This window comes from Pantoea sp. SO10, assembly GCF_005281435.1.
GTDB lineage: Bacteria > Pseudomonadota > Gammaproteobacteria > Enterobacterales > Enterobacteriaceae > Pantoea > Pantoea leporis.
On the sequence record NZ_CP040095.1, the window covers coordinates 245,231 to 262,712 of the forward strand.

The 17,482-nt window shown below is 54.2% G+C and carries 11 protein-coding genes and 1 riboswitch; of the genes, 7 read left to right on the forward strand and 4 right to left on the reverse strand.

Going from position 1 to position 17,482, the window contains the following annotated elements; translation table 11 throughout:
- Positions 1–302: 302 nt before the first annotated feature.
- A complete protein-coding gene (gene rpoB, locus FCN45_RS01140) occupies positions 303–4,331 on the forward strand; it encodes a DNA-directed RNA polymerase subunit beta (protein ID WP_008108400.1) in 4,029 nt (1,342 codons plus the stop codon).
- A gap of 78 nt (positions 4,332–4,409) precedes the next feature.
- A complete protein-coding gene (gene rpoC, locus FCN45_RS01145; protein WP_101763019.1) occupies positions 4,410–8,633 on the forward strand; it encodes a DNA-directed RNA polymerase subunit beta' in 4,224 nt (1,407 codons plus the stop codon).
- Positions 8,634–8,698: 65 nt separating this feature from the next.
- Here rpoC and FCN45_RS01150 read toward each other — a convergent pair whose 3' ends face one another.
- Complete coding sequence (locus FCN45_RS01150) at positions 8,699–8,887, reverse strand: DUF1127 domain-containing protein (RefSeq protein ID WP_008108404.1); 189 nt, start codon at positions 8,885–8,887, stop codon at positions 8,699–8,701.
- A gap of 175 nt (positions 8,888–9,062) precedes the next feature.
- On the opposite strand from FCN45_RS01150, the gene FCN45_RS01155 reads away from it, so the two are divergent.
- A complete protein-coding gene (locus tag FCN45_RS01155) occupies positions 9,063–10,517 on the forward strand; it encodes a PLP-dependent aminotransferase family protein (protein WP_137384930.1) in 1,455 nt (484 codons plus the stop codon).
- 153 nt (positions 10,518–10,670) lie between these two features.
- On the opposite strand, the gene thiE is transcribed toward FCN45_RS01155, so the two are convergent.
- From thiE to rsd, 3 genes are all read right to left on the reverse strand, one after another.
- A complete protein-coding gene (gene thiE / locus FCN45_RS01160; RefSeq protein WP_137384931.1) occupies positions 10,671–11,318 on the reverse strand; it encodes a thiamine phosphate synthase in 648 nt (215 codons plus the stop codon).
- The gene (gene thiC / locus FCN45_RS01165; protein WP_137384932.1) at positions 11,315–13,237 is read right to left on the reverse strand and encodes a phosphomethylpyrimidine synthase ThiC; all 1,923 of its coding nucleotides are present in this window, start codon (positions 13,235–13,237) and stop codon (positions 11,315–11,317) included. The genes thiE and thiC overlap by 4 nt, the downstream gene beginning before the upstream one ends.
- Before the next feature lie 90 nt (positions 13,238–13,327).
- A riboswitch (TPP riboswitch) is annotated at positions 13,328–13,428 on the reverse strand.
- Positions 13,429–13,660: 232 nt separating this feature from the next.
- A complete protein-coding gene (rsd, locus tag FCN45_RS01170; RefSeq protein ID WP_101763024.1) occupies positions 13,661–14,167 on the reverse strand; it encodes a sigma D regulator in 507 nt (168 codons plus the stop codon).
- A gap of 88 nt (positions 14,168–14,255) precedes the next feature.
- Between rsd and nudC the strand changes: the two genes are divergently transcribed.
- The 4 genes from nudC (at position 14,256) to FCN45_RS01190 (ending at position 17,460) form a co-directional block, all read left to right on the forward strand.
- On the forward strand, positions 14,256–15,029 hold the full coding sequence (gene nudC, locus FCN45_RS01175) for an NAD(+) diphosphatase (RefSeq protein ID WP_110868440.1): 774 nt from the start codon (positions 14,256–14,258) through the stop codon (positions 15,027–15,029).
- 39 nt (positions 15,030–15,068) lie between these two features.
- The gene (hemE, locus tag FCN45_RS01180) at positions 15,069–16,136 is read left to right on the forward strand and encodes a uroporphyrinogen decarboxylase (RefSeq protein WP_137384933.1); all 1,068 of its coding nucleotides are present in this window, start codon (positions 15,069–15,071) and stop codon (positions 16,134–16,136) included.
- Positions 16,137–16,138: 2 nt separating this feature from the next.
- On the forward strand, positions 16,139–16,807 hold the full coding sequence (gene nfi / locus FCN45_RS01185) for a deoxyribonuclease V (protein ID WP_210421278.1): 669 nt from the start codon (positions 16,139–16,141) through the stop codon (positions 16,805–16,807).
- A gap of 62 nt (positions 16,808–16,869) precedes the next feature.
- Positions 16,870–17,460 carry a YjaG family protein gene (locus FCN45_RS01190; RefSeq protein WP_110868442.1) on the forward strand — a complete coding sequence of 197 codons (591 nt, stop codon included), beginning with the start codon at positions 16,870–16,872 and terminating at the stop codon, positions 17,458–17,460.
- Positions 17,461–17,482: the final 22 nt, after the last annotated feature.

Below are 17,482 nucleotides of genomic sequence, written 5' to 3' on the forward strand. Positions count from 1 at the left end.
TTAGGCTGATGGCTGGTGACTGTTTAGGTCACCAGCCTTTTTGCGCTACAGGGGAATGATGGCGTTTCGCACTGTTTGTCCATCATTCCTCTTCAATATCTTTTTCTATCGACGCCTTAATATATCGCTCTCCTGCGAAGGTTCCCTGCCTGAACAACGGCGATGAAATGATTTAAGAGTGATAGAAAGATGTATTGCATGGGGTGCTGCGCATCGCATGAAAAACAAAAAATAGTGTTGCATGAACTGTCCTTTTCAGGACGGACAGCGTGGTTCGACATGTCAGCTAGCTGAGGAACCCCATGGTTTACTCCTATACCGAGAAAAAACGTATTCGTAAGGATTTTGGTAAACGTCCACAAGTTTTGGACATACCTTATCTCCTTTCTATCCAGCTTGACTCGTTCCAGAAGTTCATCGAGCAAGATCCAGAAGGCCAGTACGGTCTGGAAGCAGCCTTCCGCTCCGTATTTCCAATCTCAAGCTACAGCGGCAACTCTGAGTTGCAGTATGTCAGCTACCGTTTGGGTGAGCCTGTCTTTGACGTAACTGAATGTCAGATCCGTGGCGTGACCTATTCGGCACCGCTGCGCGTGAAACTGCGTCTGGTGATCTACGAGCGCGAAGCGCCGGAAGGCACCGTAAAAGACATTAAAGAACAAGAAGTCTACATGGGTGAGATTCCACTCATGACGGACAATGGTACCTTTGTTATCAATGGTACTGAGCGTGTTATCGTTTCTCAGCTGCACCGTAGTCCTGGCGTGTTCTTCGACAGCGATAAGGGTAAAACGCACTCTTCCGGTAAAGTGCTGTATAACGCACGTATCATCCCTTACCGCGGTTCATGGCTCGATTTCGAGTTTGACCCGAAAGACAACCTCTTCGTCCGTATTGACCGTCGTCGTAAGCTGCCGGCCAGTATCATTCTGCGCGCGTTAAACTTCACTTCAGAACAAATCCTTGATCTGTTCTTTGATAAAGTCGTTTATGAAATCCGCGATAACAAACTGCAGATGGAACTGGTGCCTGAGCGCCTGCGTGGTGAAACCGCCTCCTTCGATATCGAAGCAAACGGCACGGTCTACGTTGAGAAAGGTCGTCGCATCACTGCGCGCCACATCCGTCAGCTGGAAAAAGACAACATTCAGCACATCGAAGTGCCAGTTGAATACATTGCTGGCAAAGTGGTTGCTAAAGACTACGTCGATCTGAACACCGGCGAGCTGATCGTTCCTGCAAACATGGAATTGTCACTGGATCTGCTGGCGAAACTGAGCCAGTCAGGCCACAAGCGCATTGAAACGCTGTTCACCAACGACTTGGATCACGGTGCGTACATCTCCGAGACTCTGCGTGTTGACCCAACCAACGATCGTCTAAGCGCGCTGGTTGAGATCTACCGCATGATGCGTCCTGGTGAGCCACCAACGCGTGAAGCTGCTGAAAACCTGTTCGAGAACCTGTTCTTCTCTGAAGATCGTTACGATCTTTCTGCGGTTGGCCGTATGAAGTTCAACCGTTCTCTGCTGCGTGATGAGATCGAAGGTTCAGGTATCCTGAGCAAAGACGACATCATCGAAGTGATGAAAAAGCTTATCGGTATCCGTAACGGTATCGGTGAAGTGGATGATATCGATCACCTCGGTAACCGTCGTATTCGTTCTGTTGGCGAGATGGCAGAAAACCAGTTCCGTGTGGGTCTGGTACGTGTTGAGCGTGCAGTTAAAGAGCGTCTGTCTCTGGGCGACCTCGATACGCTGATGCCTCAGGACATGATCAACGCTAAGCCGATTTCGGCGGCGGTGAAAGAGTTCTTCGGTTCAAGCCAGCTGTCCCAGTTTATGGATCAGAACAACCCATTGTCCGAGATTACGCACAAACGTCGTATCTCTGCTCTGGGCCCAGGCGGTCTGACCCGTGAGCGCGCCGGCTTCGAAGTACGTGACGTACACCCAACGCACTACGGTCGTGTATGTCCTATCGAAACTCCGGAAGGCCCGAACATCGGTCTGATCAACTCACTCTCGGTTTACGCGCAGACTAACGAATACGGTTTCCTTGAAACCCCGTATCGCCGCGTTGTTGACGGTAAAGTGAGTGATGAAATTCATTACCTCTCTGCAATTGAAGAGGGTAACTACGTTATCGCTCAGGCAAACACCAACCTCGCAGAAGATGGCAGCTTTGTTGACGATCTCGTCACCTGCCGTAGCAAGGGTGAGTCAAGCCTGTTCAGCCGCGATCAGGTTGACTACATGGACGTTTCCACCCAACAGGTGGTTTCTGTCGGTGCTTCACTGATTCCGTTCCTGGAGCACGATGATGCTAACCGCGCCTTGATGGGTGCGAACATGCAACGTCAGGCGGTTCCAACTCTGCGTGCTGATAAGCCGCTGGTTGGTACCGGTATGGAACGCGCAGTAGCGGTTGACTCCGGTGTAACTGCTGTCGCGAAACGTGGTGGTACCGTTCAGTACGTTGATGCTTCTCGTATCGTTATCAAAGTTAACGAAGAAGAGATGTATCCGGGCGAAGCGGGTATCGACATCTACAACCTGACCAAGTACACCCGTTCTAACCAGAACACCTGCATCAACCAGATGCCGTGTGTCAATCTGGGTGAGCCGATTGAGCGTGGCGACGTGCTGGCAGATGGCCCGTCTACCGACCTCGGTGAACTGGCGCTGGGTCAGAATATGCGCGTGGCGTTCATGCCATGGAACGGTTACAACTTCGAAGACTCCATCCTCGTATCCGAGCGTGTGGTTCAGGAAGACCGTTTCACCACTATCCACATCCAGGAACTGGCATGTGTGTCTCGCGACACCAAGCTGGGGCCAGAAGAGATCACCGCTGATATCCCGAACGTGGGTGAAGCTGCGCTTTCTAAACTGGATGAATCCGGCATTGTGTATATCGGTGCGGAAGTGACCGGTGGCGACATTCTGGTTGGTAAGGTAACACCAAAAGGTGAAACCCAGCTGACGCCAGAAGAGAAACTGCTGCGTGCGATCTTCGGTGAAAAGGCCTCTGACGTAAAAGATTCGTCACTGCGCGTTCCGAACGGCGTATCCGGTACTGTTATTGACGTGCAGGTCTTCACTCGCGATGGCGTGGAAAAAGACAAGCGCGCGCTGGAAATCGAAGAGATGCAGCTGAAGCAGGTTAAGAAAGACCTGTCTGAAGAACTGCAGATCTTCGAAGCTGGCCTATTTGGCCGTATCCAGGCCGTACTGATCTCGGGTGGTGTTGAAGCTGAGAAGCTGGACAAACTGCCACGTGAGCGCTGGCTGGAGCTGGGCCTGACTGACGAAGAGAAGCAGAACTCTCTGGAGCAGCTGGCTGAGCAGTACGACGAACTGAAGCACGAGTTTGAGAAGAAACTTGAAGCTAAGCGTCGCAAGATCACCCAAGGCGATGATCTGGCACCAGGCGTGCTGAAAATCGTTAAGGTGTATCTGGCCGTTAAACGTCAGATTCAGCCTGGTGACAAGATGGCAGGTCGTCACGGAAACAAGGGTGTTATCTCGAAGATCAACCCTATCGAAGACATGCCTTACGATGAGAACGGTACGCCGGTCGACATCGTACTGAACCCGCTGGGCGTACCATCGCGTATGAACATCGGTCAGATTCTGGAAACTCACCTCGGTATGGCGGCTAAAGGCATTGGTGAAAAAATCAATGCGATGCTGAAGAAGCAGGAAGAAGTCTCCAAACTGCGTGAGTTCATCCAGCGTGCTTACGATCTGGGCACTGATGTGCGTCAGAAAGTTGACCTGAACACCTTTACAGATGACGAAGTACTGCGTCTGGCAGAGAACCTGAAGAAGGGTATGCCAATCGCGACTCCGGTGTTTGACGGTGCGAAAGAGAGCGAAATCAAAGAGCTGCTGCAGCTCGGCGGATTGCCTTCTTCCGGTCAGATCACCCTGTTCGACGGCCGTACCGGTGAGCAGTTTGAGCGTCAGGTAACCGTAGGTTACATGTACATGCTGAAACTAAACCACCTGGTTGACGACAAGATGCACGCACGTTCTACCGGTTCTTACAGCTTGGTTACTCAGCAGCCGCTGGGTGGTAAAGCGCAGTTCGGTGGACAGCGCTTCGGTGAGATGGAAGTGTGGGCACTGGAAGCATATGGTGCCGCGTATACCCTGCAGGAAATGCTTACCGTTAAATCTGATGACGTTAACGGCCGTACGAAGATGTATAAAAACATCGTCGACGGTAACCATCAGATGGAACCGGGCATGCCGGAATCCTTCAACGTACTGTTGAAAGAGATTCGCTCGCTGGGTATCAACATCGAGCTGGAAGACGAGTAAGTACTCGCAAGTACTGGTTACGGGACGTGCACTTCGGGTGCGCGTCCCTGAGAGTTCCACTCCGACGGGAGCTAATCCGTGAAAGACTTACTTAAGTTTCTGAAAGCGCAAACTAAGACCGAAGAGTTTGATGCGATCAAAATTGCTCTGGCCTCGCCAGACATGATCCGTTCATGGTCTTTTGGTGAAGTTAAAAAGCCGGAAACCATTAACTACCGTACCTTCAAGCCTGAGCGTGACGGTCTTTTCTGTGCCCGTATTTTTGGACCGGTAAAAGACTACGAATGCCTGTGCGGTAAGTACAAGCGTTTAAAACATCGCGGCGTGATCTGTGAGAAGTGTGGCGTTGAAGTTACACAGACCAAAGTACGTCGTGAGCGCATGGGCCACATTGAGTTGGCTTCACCGACTGCGCACATTTGGTTCCTGAAATCACTGCCTTCGCGTATCGGCTTACTGCTGGATATGCCACTGCGTGATATCGAGCGCGTGCTGTACTTCGAATCTTATGTGGTTATCGAAGGCGGCATGACCAACCTGGAAAAACGTCAGATTCTGACCGAAGAGCAGTACCTTGACGCGCTGGAAGAGTTCGGTGACGAATTCGACGCGAAGATGGGTGCGGAAGCTATCCAGGCGCTGCTGAAAAACATGGATCTGGAGCAAGAGTGCGAGCAGCTGCGTGAAGAGCTGAACGAGACCAACTCCGAGACCAAACGTAAAAAGCTGACCAAGCGTATCAAGCTGCTGGAAGCGTTCGTTCAGTCTGGTAACAAGCCAGAGTGGATGATCCTGACCGTTCTGCCGGTTCTGCCGCCAGATCTGCGCCCGCTGGTACCGCTGGACGGTGGTCGTTTCGCAACGTCGGATCTGAACGATCTGTATCGTCGCGTGATCAACCGTAATAACCGTTTGAAACGCCTGCTGGATCTGGCTGCGCCAGATATCATCGTACGTAACGAAAAACGTATGTTGCAGGAAGCGGTTGATGCACTGCTGGATAACGGCCGTCGCGGTCGCGCCATCACTGGCTCGAACAAGCGTCCGCTGAAATCTCTGGCAGACATGATCAAAGGTAAGCAGGGTCGTTTCCGTCAGAACCTGTTGGGTAAACGTGTTGACTACTCTGGCCGTTCAGTTATCACCGTTGGTCCATACCTGCGTCTGCATCAGTGCGGTCTGCCGAAGAAAATGGCTCTTGAGCTGTTCAAACCGTTCATCTACGGCAAGTTGGAACTGCGTGGCCTGGCCACCACCATCAAAGCCGCTAAGAAAATGGTTGAGCGCGAAGAGGCTGTCGTTTGGGATATCCTGGACGAAGTGATCCGCGAACACCCGGTACTGCTGAACCGTGCACCAACTCTGCACCGTTTGGGTATCCAGGCGTTTGAACCGGTTCTGATCGAAGGTAAAGCGATCCAGCTGCACCCGCTGGTTTGTGCGGCATATAACGCCGACTTCGATGGTGACCAGATGGCTGTTCACGTACCGCTGACGCTGGAAGCCCAGCTGGAAGCGCGTGCGCTGATGATGTCGACCAACAACATTCTGTCACCAGCGAACGGCGAGCCAATCATCGTTCCTTCACAGGACGTTGTTTTGGGTCTGTACTACATGACCCGCGACAAAGTGAACGCCAAAGGCGAAGGCATGGTGCTGACTGGCCCGAAAGAAGCTGAGCGTGTTTATCGCGCTGGCCTGGCCGAGCTGCATGCACGCGTTAAAGTGCGTATCACTGAATACACCAAGAACGAGCAGGAAGAGTTCGTTGCGAAAACCAGCATTATCGACACCACCATTGGTCGTGCGATTCTGTGGATGATCGTTCCGAAAGGCCTGCCTTACTCCATCGTCAACCAGGCGCTGGGTAAGAAAGCCATTTCTAAGATGCTGAACACCTGTTACCGCATTCTTGGCCTGAAGCCGACCGTTATCTTTGCTGACCAAACCATGTACACCGGTTTTGCTTACGCAGCCCGTTCAGGTGCCTCTGTAGGTATCGACGACATGGTCATCCCAGCGAAGAAAGCGGAAATCGTAGCCGAAGCGGAAGCGGAAGTTGCTGAGATTCAGGAACAGTTCCAGTCTGGTCTGGTAACTGCTGGCGAACGTTACAATAAAGTTATCGATATTTGGGCCGCCGCTAACGAACGCGTTTCCAAAGCGATGATGGATAACCTGCAAACTGAAACCGTGATCAACCGTGATGGCGAAGAAGAGCAGCAGGTATCGTTCAACAGCATCTACATGATGGCCGACTCCGGTGCGCGTGGTTCTGCTGCACAGATTCGTCAGCTGGCCGGTATGCGTGGTCTGATGGCTAAGCCAGATGGCTCAATCATCGAAACGCCGATCACCGCGAACTTCCGTGAAGGTCTGAACGTACTCCAGTACTTCATCTCCACGCACGGTGCGCGTAAAGGTCTGGCGGATACCGCACTGAAAACTGCTAACTCCGGTTATCTGACGCGTCGTCTGGTCGACGTAGCGCAGGATCTGGTTGTTACCGAAGATGACTGCGGCACGTTCGAAGGCATCATGATGACTCCAGTCATCGAAGGTGGCGACGTTAAAGAGCCGCTGCGTGAGCGTGTACTGGGTCGTGTAACGGCTGAAGACGTTCTGAAGCCAGGCACTGCGGACATCCTGATCCCGCGTAACACCCTGATCGATGAACACTGGTGTGATGTGATCGAACTGAATTCAGTCGATGCGATTAAAGTGCGCTCGGTTGTTGGCTGTGAAACCGACTTCGGTGTGTGTGCACACTGCTACGGTCGCGATCTGGCACGTGGTCACATCATCAACAAAGGTGAGGCCATCGGTGTTATCGCAGCACAGTCCATCGGTGAGCCGGGTACACAGCTGACGATGCGTACGTTCCACATCGGTGGTGCGGCATCTCGTGCGGCTGCTGAATCCAGCATCCAGGTGAAGAACAAAGGTACTATCAAGCTGACCAACGCGAAGTCTGTAACCAACTCCTCAGGGAAACTGGTTATCGTTTCACGTAACGTTGAGCTGAAGATGATCGACGAGTTCGGTCGTACCAAAGAGAGCTATAAAGTACCTTACGGTGCGGTCATGGCTAAAGGTGATGGCGAGCAGGTTGCCGCGGGCGAAACCGTAGCAAACTGGGATCCGCATACCATGCCGGTCATCACCGAAGTGGGCGGTTTCATTCGCTTCACTGACATGATCGACGGTCAGACCATTACGCGTCAGACTGACGACTTAACCGGTCTGTCATCGCTGGTGGTTCTGGATTCTGCAGAACGTACTGCGGGTGGTAAAGATCTGCGTCCTGCGCTGAAAATTGTTGATGCCAACGGAAATGATGTTTTGATTCCAGGTACCGACATGCCAGCACAGTACTTCCTGCCGGGCAAAGCAATTGTTCAGCTGGAAGATGGCGTTAAGATCAGTGCCGGTGACACGCTGTCGCGTGTTCCGCAGGAATCTGGCGGTACCAAGGATATTACCGGTGGTCTGCCGCGCGTTGCTGACTTGTTCGAAGCGCGCCGTCCGAAAGAGCCAGCAATCCTGGCGGAGATCAGCGGTATCATCTCCTTCGGTAAAGAGACCAAAGGTAAGCGTCGTCTGGTGATTACGCCGGTTGATGGTAGCGATCCGTACGAAGAGATGATTCCAAAATGGCGTCAGCTTAACGTATTCGAAGGTGAGCGCGTAGAACGTGGTGACGTCGTATCTGACGGCCCAGAGTCTCCGCACGACATCCTGCGTCTGCGTGGCGTCCATGCTGTGACCCGTTACATCACTAACGAAGTGCAGGAAGTTTACCGTCTGCAAGGCGTTAAGATTAACGATAAACACATCGAAGTCATCGTTCGTCAGATGCTGCGTAAAGCAACCATCTCGAGCGTGGGAAGCACCGACTTCCTGGAAGGTGAGCAGGCTGAATACTCACGCATCAAGATCTCTAACCGTGAACTTGAAGCGAATGGCAAAATCGGCGCAACATTCATGCGCGATCTGCTGGGTATCACCAAAGCGTCACTGGCAACCGAATCGTTCATCTCTGCAGCATCGTTCCAGGAGACCACGCGTGTCCTGACCGAAGCAGCAGTTGCAGGTAAGCGTGATGAACTGCGCGGCCTGAAAGAGAACGTCATCGTGGGTCGTCTGATCCCAGCCGGTACCGGTTATGCTTATCACCAGGATCGTATGCGTCGCCGCTCTGCGGGCGAAGCACCGGTTGCACCGCAGGTTACTGCGGATGAAGCCTCTGCAAGCCTGGCAGAATTGCTGAACGCCGGTCTGGGCGGAAGCGACGACGAGTAATTCGTCTGCTAAAGCTGACCAATAAAAAACCCTGCTTCGGCAGGGTTTTTTTCGTCTTCATTTGGTCAGAACTTGCGGCAGACATCTTCGCGTGTCAGTCCGATATCACGCAGCTGGTTATCACTCAGTTTTGACAGGATGCGGTGAGTTTCACGCCGTGCTTTCCAGTGTTTAACCATACGCACTGCGCCGCGGAAGATATCCAGTAAAGTGACGTCAAAAGGTTTAGCCGCGCGGTTTTGATCGAATTCCATAATCCTTGCCCTCAGTAGGTTGCCTGAGAAGCATTGTCTGATTCCTTCGCATTATGATACAGACGCAAAAAACACTTATCTTTAACATACAGATTGCCTTGAAGTGGATCTGAATGGTAATAATGAGGTCTATCTGTACTGGTTTATTATGATTGATGGCTGAGTGAGGCATACGATGACGCGCTACCAACATTTAGCATGTTTGCTTTCGGATCGTATAGAGCAAGGGCTGTACCGCAGCGGCGAGCGCTTGCCGTCGGTGCGCACGCTGAGTCTTGAACACGGCGTGAGTATCAGCACCGTTCAGCAGGCATATCATCTGCTGGAAGAGAAACAGCTGATTGTGCCGCAGCCACGTTCCGGATATTTCGTTGCAACACGCAAAGCGACGCCGCCGATGCCGGCCATCACCCGACCTGCACAGCGTCCGGTGGAAATCACGCAGTGGGAATCGGTGCTGGAGTTGCTCAGCAGCCGAACTAATAACGATGTGTTGCAACTCGGCAGCGGTATGCCCGATCTGACCCAGCCCACGTTGAAACCGCTGTGGAAAATTCAAAGCCGTATGGCGCAGAAGCAGGATATCGATCAGCTCAACTATGACAGTTTGCTGGGTGTAGCGGCCCTGCGCGAACAGGTTGCGCGTCTGACGATCGACAGCGGTTGTCAGCTCACGGCAGACGATATCGTGGTCACCACCGGCTGCCATGAAGCGTTGTCGATCTCGATTCGTGCGATATGTCAGGCTGGTGACATCATTGCGGTGGAGTCGCCGACTTTCCACGGCACCATGCAAACTCTGCGCGGCTTCGGCATTCGCGCCATTGAGATTCCTACCGATTCGGTCACCGGCATCAGCCTGGAAGCGCTGGAACTTGCGTTCGAACAGTGGCCGATTAAAGCGGTGGTGGTGGTGCCAAACTGCAATAATCCGCTGGGCTTTATCATGCCGGAATCTCGCAAACGTGCGCTGGTGACGCTGGCACAGCGTTTCGATGCCGCGATTATTGAAGACGATGTGTACGGCGAGCTGGCGTGGGAGTATCCGCGTCCGGTTACCCTTAAGTCGTTGGATCACGATGGACGGGTATTGCTGTGCAGTTCCTTCTCCAAGACGCTGGCGCCGGGGCTGCGTGTTGGTTGGGTGGCGCCGGGGCGCTATCGCGATCGCGTGTTGCATATGAAATATATCAGCACCGGATCGACGGCTACCCAGCCGCAACACGCGGTCGCCGAGTTTATTCGTCTTGGTCATTATCTGCCGCATTTGCGGCGCATGCGTCAGGTGTATCAACGCAATTATGAAACCTTTAGCTGCTGGGTACGCCACTACTTTCCGTGTGGGATTTGTGTGTCGCGTCCGCAGGGCAGTTTCCTGATGTGGATTGAATTGCCAGAGGCATTTGACGCGGTCAGGCTCAATACCGAATTGCGTGAGCTGAACATGCAGGTTGCCGTCGGCTCGCTGTTTTCGGCCTCGGGTAAGTATCGCAACTGTTTGCGCCTGAATTATGGTTTGCCAATGAATGAGCACACAGAGCAGGCGATAGCTCAACTCGGCGCAGCGGTAGAACGTGCCATGCTGGCTTGTAGTCATGAATCCGTGCATACCTCCTCCCTGATCACGTGAAGAAAGGCAGGGCTGGGAGAGGTTGAGACCAGCCCTGGCCCGCTGCAAGCGACAGCGGGCAGGCACACTTTAGTCTTGTCAGGAAATGACGCCAGCCCCTACATCACGCTGCTGCGCGGCAGATTCCAGCGTTTCATCTTTACTTGCCGCGCATTACACTGCTTCTGCAGGTTCGATTCCATTTTCCACCAGTGACAGTAACTGCTGCGTTGCTGCGCGCCAGTCGGCGGCCTGGGTAATCGCGCTCACCACCGCAATGCTGCCCACGCCGGTAGCCAGCACTTCCGGCACGCGCGCCAGAGAAATACCGCCAATCGCCACGGTTGGCACATTCTGCAAACGCGCCAGGTGGCGTTTCAATTCCACCACGCCTTGCGGCGCAGAGGGCATATCTTTGGTTTGCGTAGGATAGATGTGGCCAAGCGCAATGTAAGAAGGGCGCAGCGCCAGAGCCCGATCTAACTCGGCATCGTCATGCGTCGATAAACCCAGGCGCAATCCCGCCTCACGAATGGCCGCCAGATCGGCCACATCGAGATCTTCCTGGCCGAGGTGCACGCCATAAGCGTGATATTTAATGGCTAAGCGCCAGTAATCGTTGATAAACAGGCGAGCGCGATACTGTTTGCCGAGTGCAATCGCCTCGCGCACCGCATCTTCCACCTCGTGATCTTCACAATCTTTGATGCGCAGCTGTATGGTGCGCACACCGGCTTCCAGCAAGCGTGCGATCCATTCCACGCTATCAACAACCGGATACAGCCCCAGCTTTGAGGCTGTGGCAGGAAAGGCGTCGGTCATACATTTTCCTCTTTAAGGGTATCGGCAGCGTGATAGATCTCGCCGCCACGATTGCGGAAGGCGTCCGACATTTGCGCCATACCCATCTCAATCGGCTGGGCTTCAGCCTGTTGGCGGGCGGCAAACTCACGCACTTCCTGGGTAATTTTCATCGAGCAGAATTTCGGGCCGCACATCGAGCAGAAGTGCGCTACTTTTCCCGATTCCTGCGGCAGGGTTTCATCGTGATAGGCGCGTGCGGTGTGCGGATCGAGCGCCAGATTGAACTGATCTTCCCAGCGGAATTCAAAACGCGCTTTCGACATCGCATTGTCACGGATCTGCGCACCGGGATGACCTTTCGCCAGATCCGCTGCGTGCGCGGCGATCTTGTAGGTGATCAGCCCTTGCTTCACATCCTCTTTATTCGGCAAACCGAGGTGCTCTTTCGGCGTCACGTAACACAGCATGGCGCAGCCGAACCAACCAATCATGGCCGCGCCGATGCCGGAGGTGAAATGGTCGTAGCCGGGCGCGATATCGGTGGTAAGCGGGCCAAGCGTGTAAAATGGGGCTTCGTGACAATGCTCAAGCTGTTCGGTCATATTGCGTCGAATCATCTGCATCGGCACATGGCCCGGACCTTCAATCATCACCTGCACATCGTATTCCCAGGCGATTTTGGTCAGTTCGCCCAGCGTATGCAGTTCGGCAAATTGCGCCTCATCGTTGGCATCCTGAATCGAGCCGGGACGCAGGCCGTCGCCGAGCGACAGCGCCACATCGTAGGCGGCACAAATTTCACAAATCTCGCGGAAGTGCAGATAGAGGAAACTTTCGGTGTGATGCGACAGGCACCATTTCGCCATAATCGAGCCACCGCGCGACACAATGCCGGTCAGGCGTTTGGCCGTCATCGGCACATAGCGCAGCAGCACGCCAGCGTGAATGGTGAAGTAGTCAACGCCTTGTTCCGCCTGCTCCAGCAGCGTGTCGCGGAAAATCTCCCAGTTGAGATCTTCTGCAATGCCGTTCACTTTCTCCAGCGCCTGATAAATCGGCACCGTACCAATCGGCACCGGACTGTTGCGCAAAATCCACTCACGCGTTTCATGGATGTAGCGGCCGGTTGAGAGATCCATCACAGTGTCTGCGCCCCAGCGCGTTGACCACACAAGCTTCTCCACTTCCTCTTCAATAGATGAGCTCACCGCAGAGTTGCCAATGTTGGCATTCACTTTCACCAGGAAGTTGCGGCCGATAATCATCGGTTCGGATTCGGGATGGTTGATGTTCGAAGGGATGATGGCGCGGCCGCTGGCGACTTCCTGACGGACAAATTCCGCGGTGATATTTTCTGGCAGATTGGCACCAAAGCTGTGACCCGGATGCTGCTGTAACAGCACTTCACCGCGAATACGCTCGCGGCCCATGTTTTCACGCAGCGCGATAAACTCCATCTCCGGCGTGATGATGCCCTGACGCGCATAGTGCAGCTGGGTAACCCGGCGACCCGCTTTGGCACGGCGCGGTTGCGGCAACTGCTCAAAACGCAGATGGTCCAGGCCTTCATCCGCCAGACGCTGCTGTGTGTAACTGGAACTCAGCTGGTGGATGGTTTCGCTGTCGCCACGTTCTTCGATCCAGCCGGCACGCAGCCTGTCGAGTCCCTGATGCACATCAATGGTGGCTTGAGGATCGCCATAAGCCCCGGCGGTGTCGTAAACCGGCACCGCTTCATTTGGCTCATAGTGCGGATTCTCTTTGCTGCCGCCTATGTGCGTTGGACTGAGCTGTATCTCACGCATCGGCACGCGAATATCCGCGCGGCTGCCGGTGATCCAGATACGTTTGGAGTTGGGGAAAGCGGTTCCCTGCAGGGAATCGATAAATTCTTGCGCCTGAGCGCGTTGTTCACGACGAGAAGTTTTAGCAGACATAGCAAGTTTCCGGTAACGGTTGGAAGTTGCTTGTCCAGAGTTCGGAAGGAGTAACAGGTACGGTGCCGGGCGCCAGCATGCACCGTGCTGATAATGTCTACTCTTGTTCCCTTCGCAGGTACTAACCTGATCAGGTTCCGCGGATCCCGAATTAACGGTCTCAGCCCCAGAGGGCACTCCGACAAGTTGGTGTTTTGTGGTTTAAGCTACTTTGCTTGCCATTTTGCACCTGGGCAGTGCTCGTGACCGTCACGTACTACGTGTACGCTCCGGTCCCTGCGCGCTGTCCGAGTGCAAACTGGCTGCGCACGCTACGCTTAAACCGCAAAATTTGCCTCTTGATGTTTTGAAGAGGCAATAAAAAAGCCCATTCAGCATAAGAGGGCTTTTCTGGAATAACAAGTTTTTTACAACTTAAGGATGTTAAGCCGGGCGGGCAATGGCGCTATCGTTGGCAACCGGCGGAAGCGCCAGCTGGTTGTCCCAGGCGAGTTGCACCAGCTTATCTTCCAGCGTGAAGCGCGATTCCAGCACCTCGCCGACTTCGGAGAGCGCGGTTTGAAAATCCACGCAATTATCATCGTTAATCGCTTGCTGCAGATGGCTGTCGTAGAGCTGCATGATGCGATCGGTATTCGCCTCCAGTGCCGGGTAAATCTGCGCAGCGACGAATAAGGGGCTATCACCCTGCATCTCACTAATGATGTGTTCATACACGCTGAAATGGCCGGTGGAAAGGTAATCCACCAGGTTGTGACAAAATGCGTCCAGCGCCTGTTCATCCAGCGTGGATAACGCATCTTTTTGTGGCTTCATGCCAATAAGCTCGTAGTAAGTGACGAGCAGCTGTCGACGGGCGCGCAGCCATGAATCAACCAATTCATTTCCGCCGCCTACACGCTCTGTCAGGTTATCTAACTGGTTAAGCATATGGGGCTCCAGGTAGGTTATAGTTGTTTATTACACACTTAATATTAGGATTTCAGCGTGCGATTTGACGCTAAGGACAACGATTAAGATGCAACGTGAGATCTCAAGCTTAGACGCTGGATGGTGGGTTGTCAGCCATGAGCAAAAACTTTGGTTGCCGCAGGGCGAATTGCCGCATGGCTTAGCCAGCGATTTTGGCCTCAGCGGCAGCAACGCGATTTTGATCGGCGAGTGGCAGGGTGAGAATGTCTGGCTGGTACGTGAATCGCGTCCGGACAGCATGGGCTCCGTGCGCCAACTGATTGATGAGGATGTCGGCCTGTTCCAAATCGCCGGACGTGGCGTGCAGCTGGCGGAGTTTTACCGCTCGCATCGCTGGTGCGGCTATTGCGGCCATGAGATGCACATCAGCAAACGCGAATTTGCCTGCTTGTGCAATCACTGCCGCGAGCGTTATTACCCGCAAATTGCGCCGTGCATCATCGTGGCTATCCGCCGTGGCGATGAGATCCTGCTCGCCAATCATGCGCGTCATCGTAACAATATCTACACCGTGCTGGCGGGCTTTGTCGAAGTGGGCGAAACCTTAGAACAAGCGGTGGCGCGGGAGGTGATGGAGGAGAGCAACGTGCGGGTGAAAAACGTGCGTTACGTTACCTCGCAGCCGTGGCCGTTCCCGCACTCTCTGATGATGGCGTATATGGCGGAATATGACGGCGGCGATCTCCAACACGACGGCAAAGAGCTGCTGGATGCCGGCTGGTATCGCTACGACGATCTGCCGCTGTTGCCGCCGCCCGGCACGGTGGCGCGTCGCCTGATTGAAGATACCGTTGCCCTGTGTCGCGCCAGCGCGGCGTGAAAATGCTACACTGCCGGCCTTAGCATGAGAGAGCCCATTATGAGTGAACTGAAGAACGATCGTTATCTGCGCGCCCTGTTACGTCAGCCGGTAGATGTCACGCCGGTATGGATGATGCGACAAGCCGGGCGCTATTTGCCGGAGTACAAAGCCACGCGCGCTGAAGCCGGTGATTTTATGTCGCTGTGTAAGAATGCTGAGCTGGCGTGTGAAGTCACGCTGCAACCGCTGCGACGCTATGCGCTGGATGCGGCAATTCTCTTCAGCGATATCCTCACCATTCCGGATGCGATGGGACTTGGGCTCTACTTTGAGACCGGCGAAGGCCCGCGTTTCTCCAATCCGATCACCTGCCGTGCGGATGTCGACAAGCTGCCAGTGCCGGATCCAGAGCAAGAGCTCGGTTATGTGATGAACGCGGTGCGTACCATTCGTCACAACCTAAAAGGCGAAGTGCCGCTGATCGGTTTCTCCGGCAGCCCATGGACGCTGGCAACCTACATGGTTGAAGGCGGCAGCAGCAAAGCGTTCACCAAAATTAAAAAGATGATGTACGCCGAGCCGCAAACCCTGCACAAGCTGCTGGATAAGCTGGCAGACAGCGTGATTCTTTATCTCAATGCGCAGATCAAAGCTGGCGCGCAGTCGATCATGGTGTTCGACACATGGGGCGGCGTGCTGACCGGACGCGACTATCGCGAATTCTCACTCTATTACATGCACAAAATCGTCGATAGCGTGCTGCACGAGAATGAAGGTCGCCGCGTTCCTATTACGCTGTTCACCAAAGGTGGCGGCCAATGGCTGGAAGCGATAGCGGCGACCGGCTGCGATGCGCTGGGACTTGACTGGACCACCGATATCGCCGATGCGCGTCGTCGTGTGGGTGATAAAGTGGCGCTGCAGGGCAACATGGATCCTTCCATGCTGTATGCACCGCCTGCGCGCATTGAGCAGGAAGTCGCCGGGATTCTCGAAGGTTTTGGCACTGGCGAAGGTCACGTGTTTAACCTGGGCCACGGCATCCATCCTGATGTGCCGCCTGAGCATGCTGGTGCGTTTGTTGAAGCGGTGCATCGTCTGTCACGTCCGTATCATCAGGGCTGATGATGGATTTAGCCGCACTACGCCAGGAACAGTTACAGCGCGCTGCTGATGTGGTGCGGCAGGATGATTTCGATGTGCTGCCGCCACGCTTTATTGGTGGTGCCGACGTGGGATTTGAACAGGGCGGTGAGATCACGCGCGCGGCTCTGATCATCCTCGAGTATCCATCCTTAACGCTGGTGGAACACCGGATTGCGCGCGTGGCCACCACCATGCCCTATATTCCGGGCTTCTTATCCTTCCGCGAAATGCCGGCGCTGCTGGAAGCCTGGCAGCAGCTCTCCCAGTTGCCCGATCTGCTGTTTGTGGATGGCCACGGTATTTCCCATCCCCGTCGGCTTGGCGTGGCGGCGCATTTCGGTTCGCTGGTGGATGTGCCCACCATTGGCGTGGCAAAGAAGCGTTTGTGTGGACGTTTTGCTGAGCTGGACGTCGAGCCAGGCAGCCGTCAGCCGCTGCTCGACAAAGGCGAACAGATTGGCTGGGTATGGCGCAGTAAAGCGCGCTGTAATCCGCTGTTTATCTCGACCGGGCATCGCGTCAGCATGGATAGCGCATTGCATTGGGTGGAAGCCTGTACTGCGGGCTATCGTTTGCCGGAACCGACGCGTTGGGCGGATGCTGTCGCCTCCGGACGCCCGGCCTTTCTGCGCTGGCAAAACACGCCTTAACGCTGTTTGTGCCCGGCTTTTGCGGTACACTGCCGCCAGCTAACCTATTGAGAGTAAGTTTGATGTTACAGAATCCCGTCCATTTGCGTCTGGCGAAGCTTGAAAGCTGGCAGCATATGACTTTCATGGCCTGCCTTTGCGAGCGTATGTTCCCCAACTATTGGGCTTTTTGTCAGCAGACCGCATTCGCCGATCCGCAACTTTATCGCCGCATCCTCGATCTCATCTGGGAAAGCCTGACGGTCAAAGATGCCAAAATCAATTTCGACGGTCAGCTGGAGAAATTTGAAGCGGCGATCCCGGATGGTGACGATTTTGAGGTTTACGGTGTTCATCCGGCGATTGATGCTTGTGTTGCCTTGAGTGAACTGCTGCATGCACAGCTCAGCGGCGAAACGCTGGAGCACGCCGTTGAAGTCAGCCGTACATCGATCACCACCGTGGCGATTCTGGAAATGACGCAGGCCGGTCGCGAAATGACCGACGAAGAGCTGCGCGGAAATCAGGCTGTCATCGATGAATGGGACCTGCAGTGGGAGATTTTCCGCCTGCTGTCAGAGTGTGAGGAGCGCGACCTGGAATTGATTAAAGGCCTGCGTGCAGACCTGCGCGAAGCGGGAATCAGTAACATCGGTATACTTTTTCAGCAATAAGGCAAGAAAACGTGACTTCAGG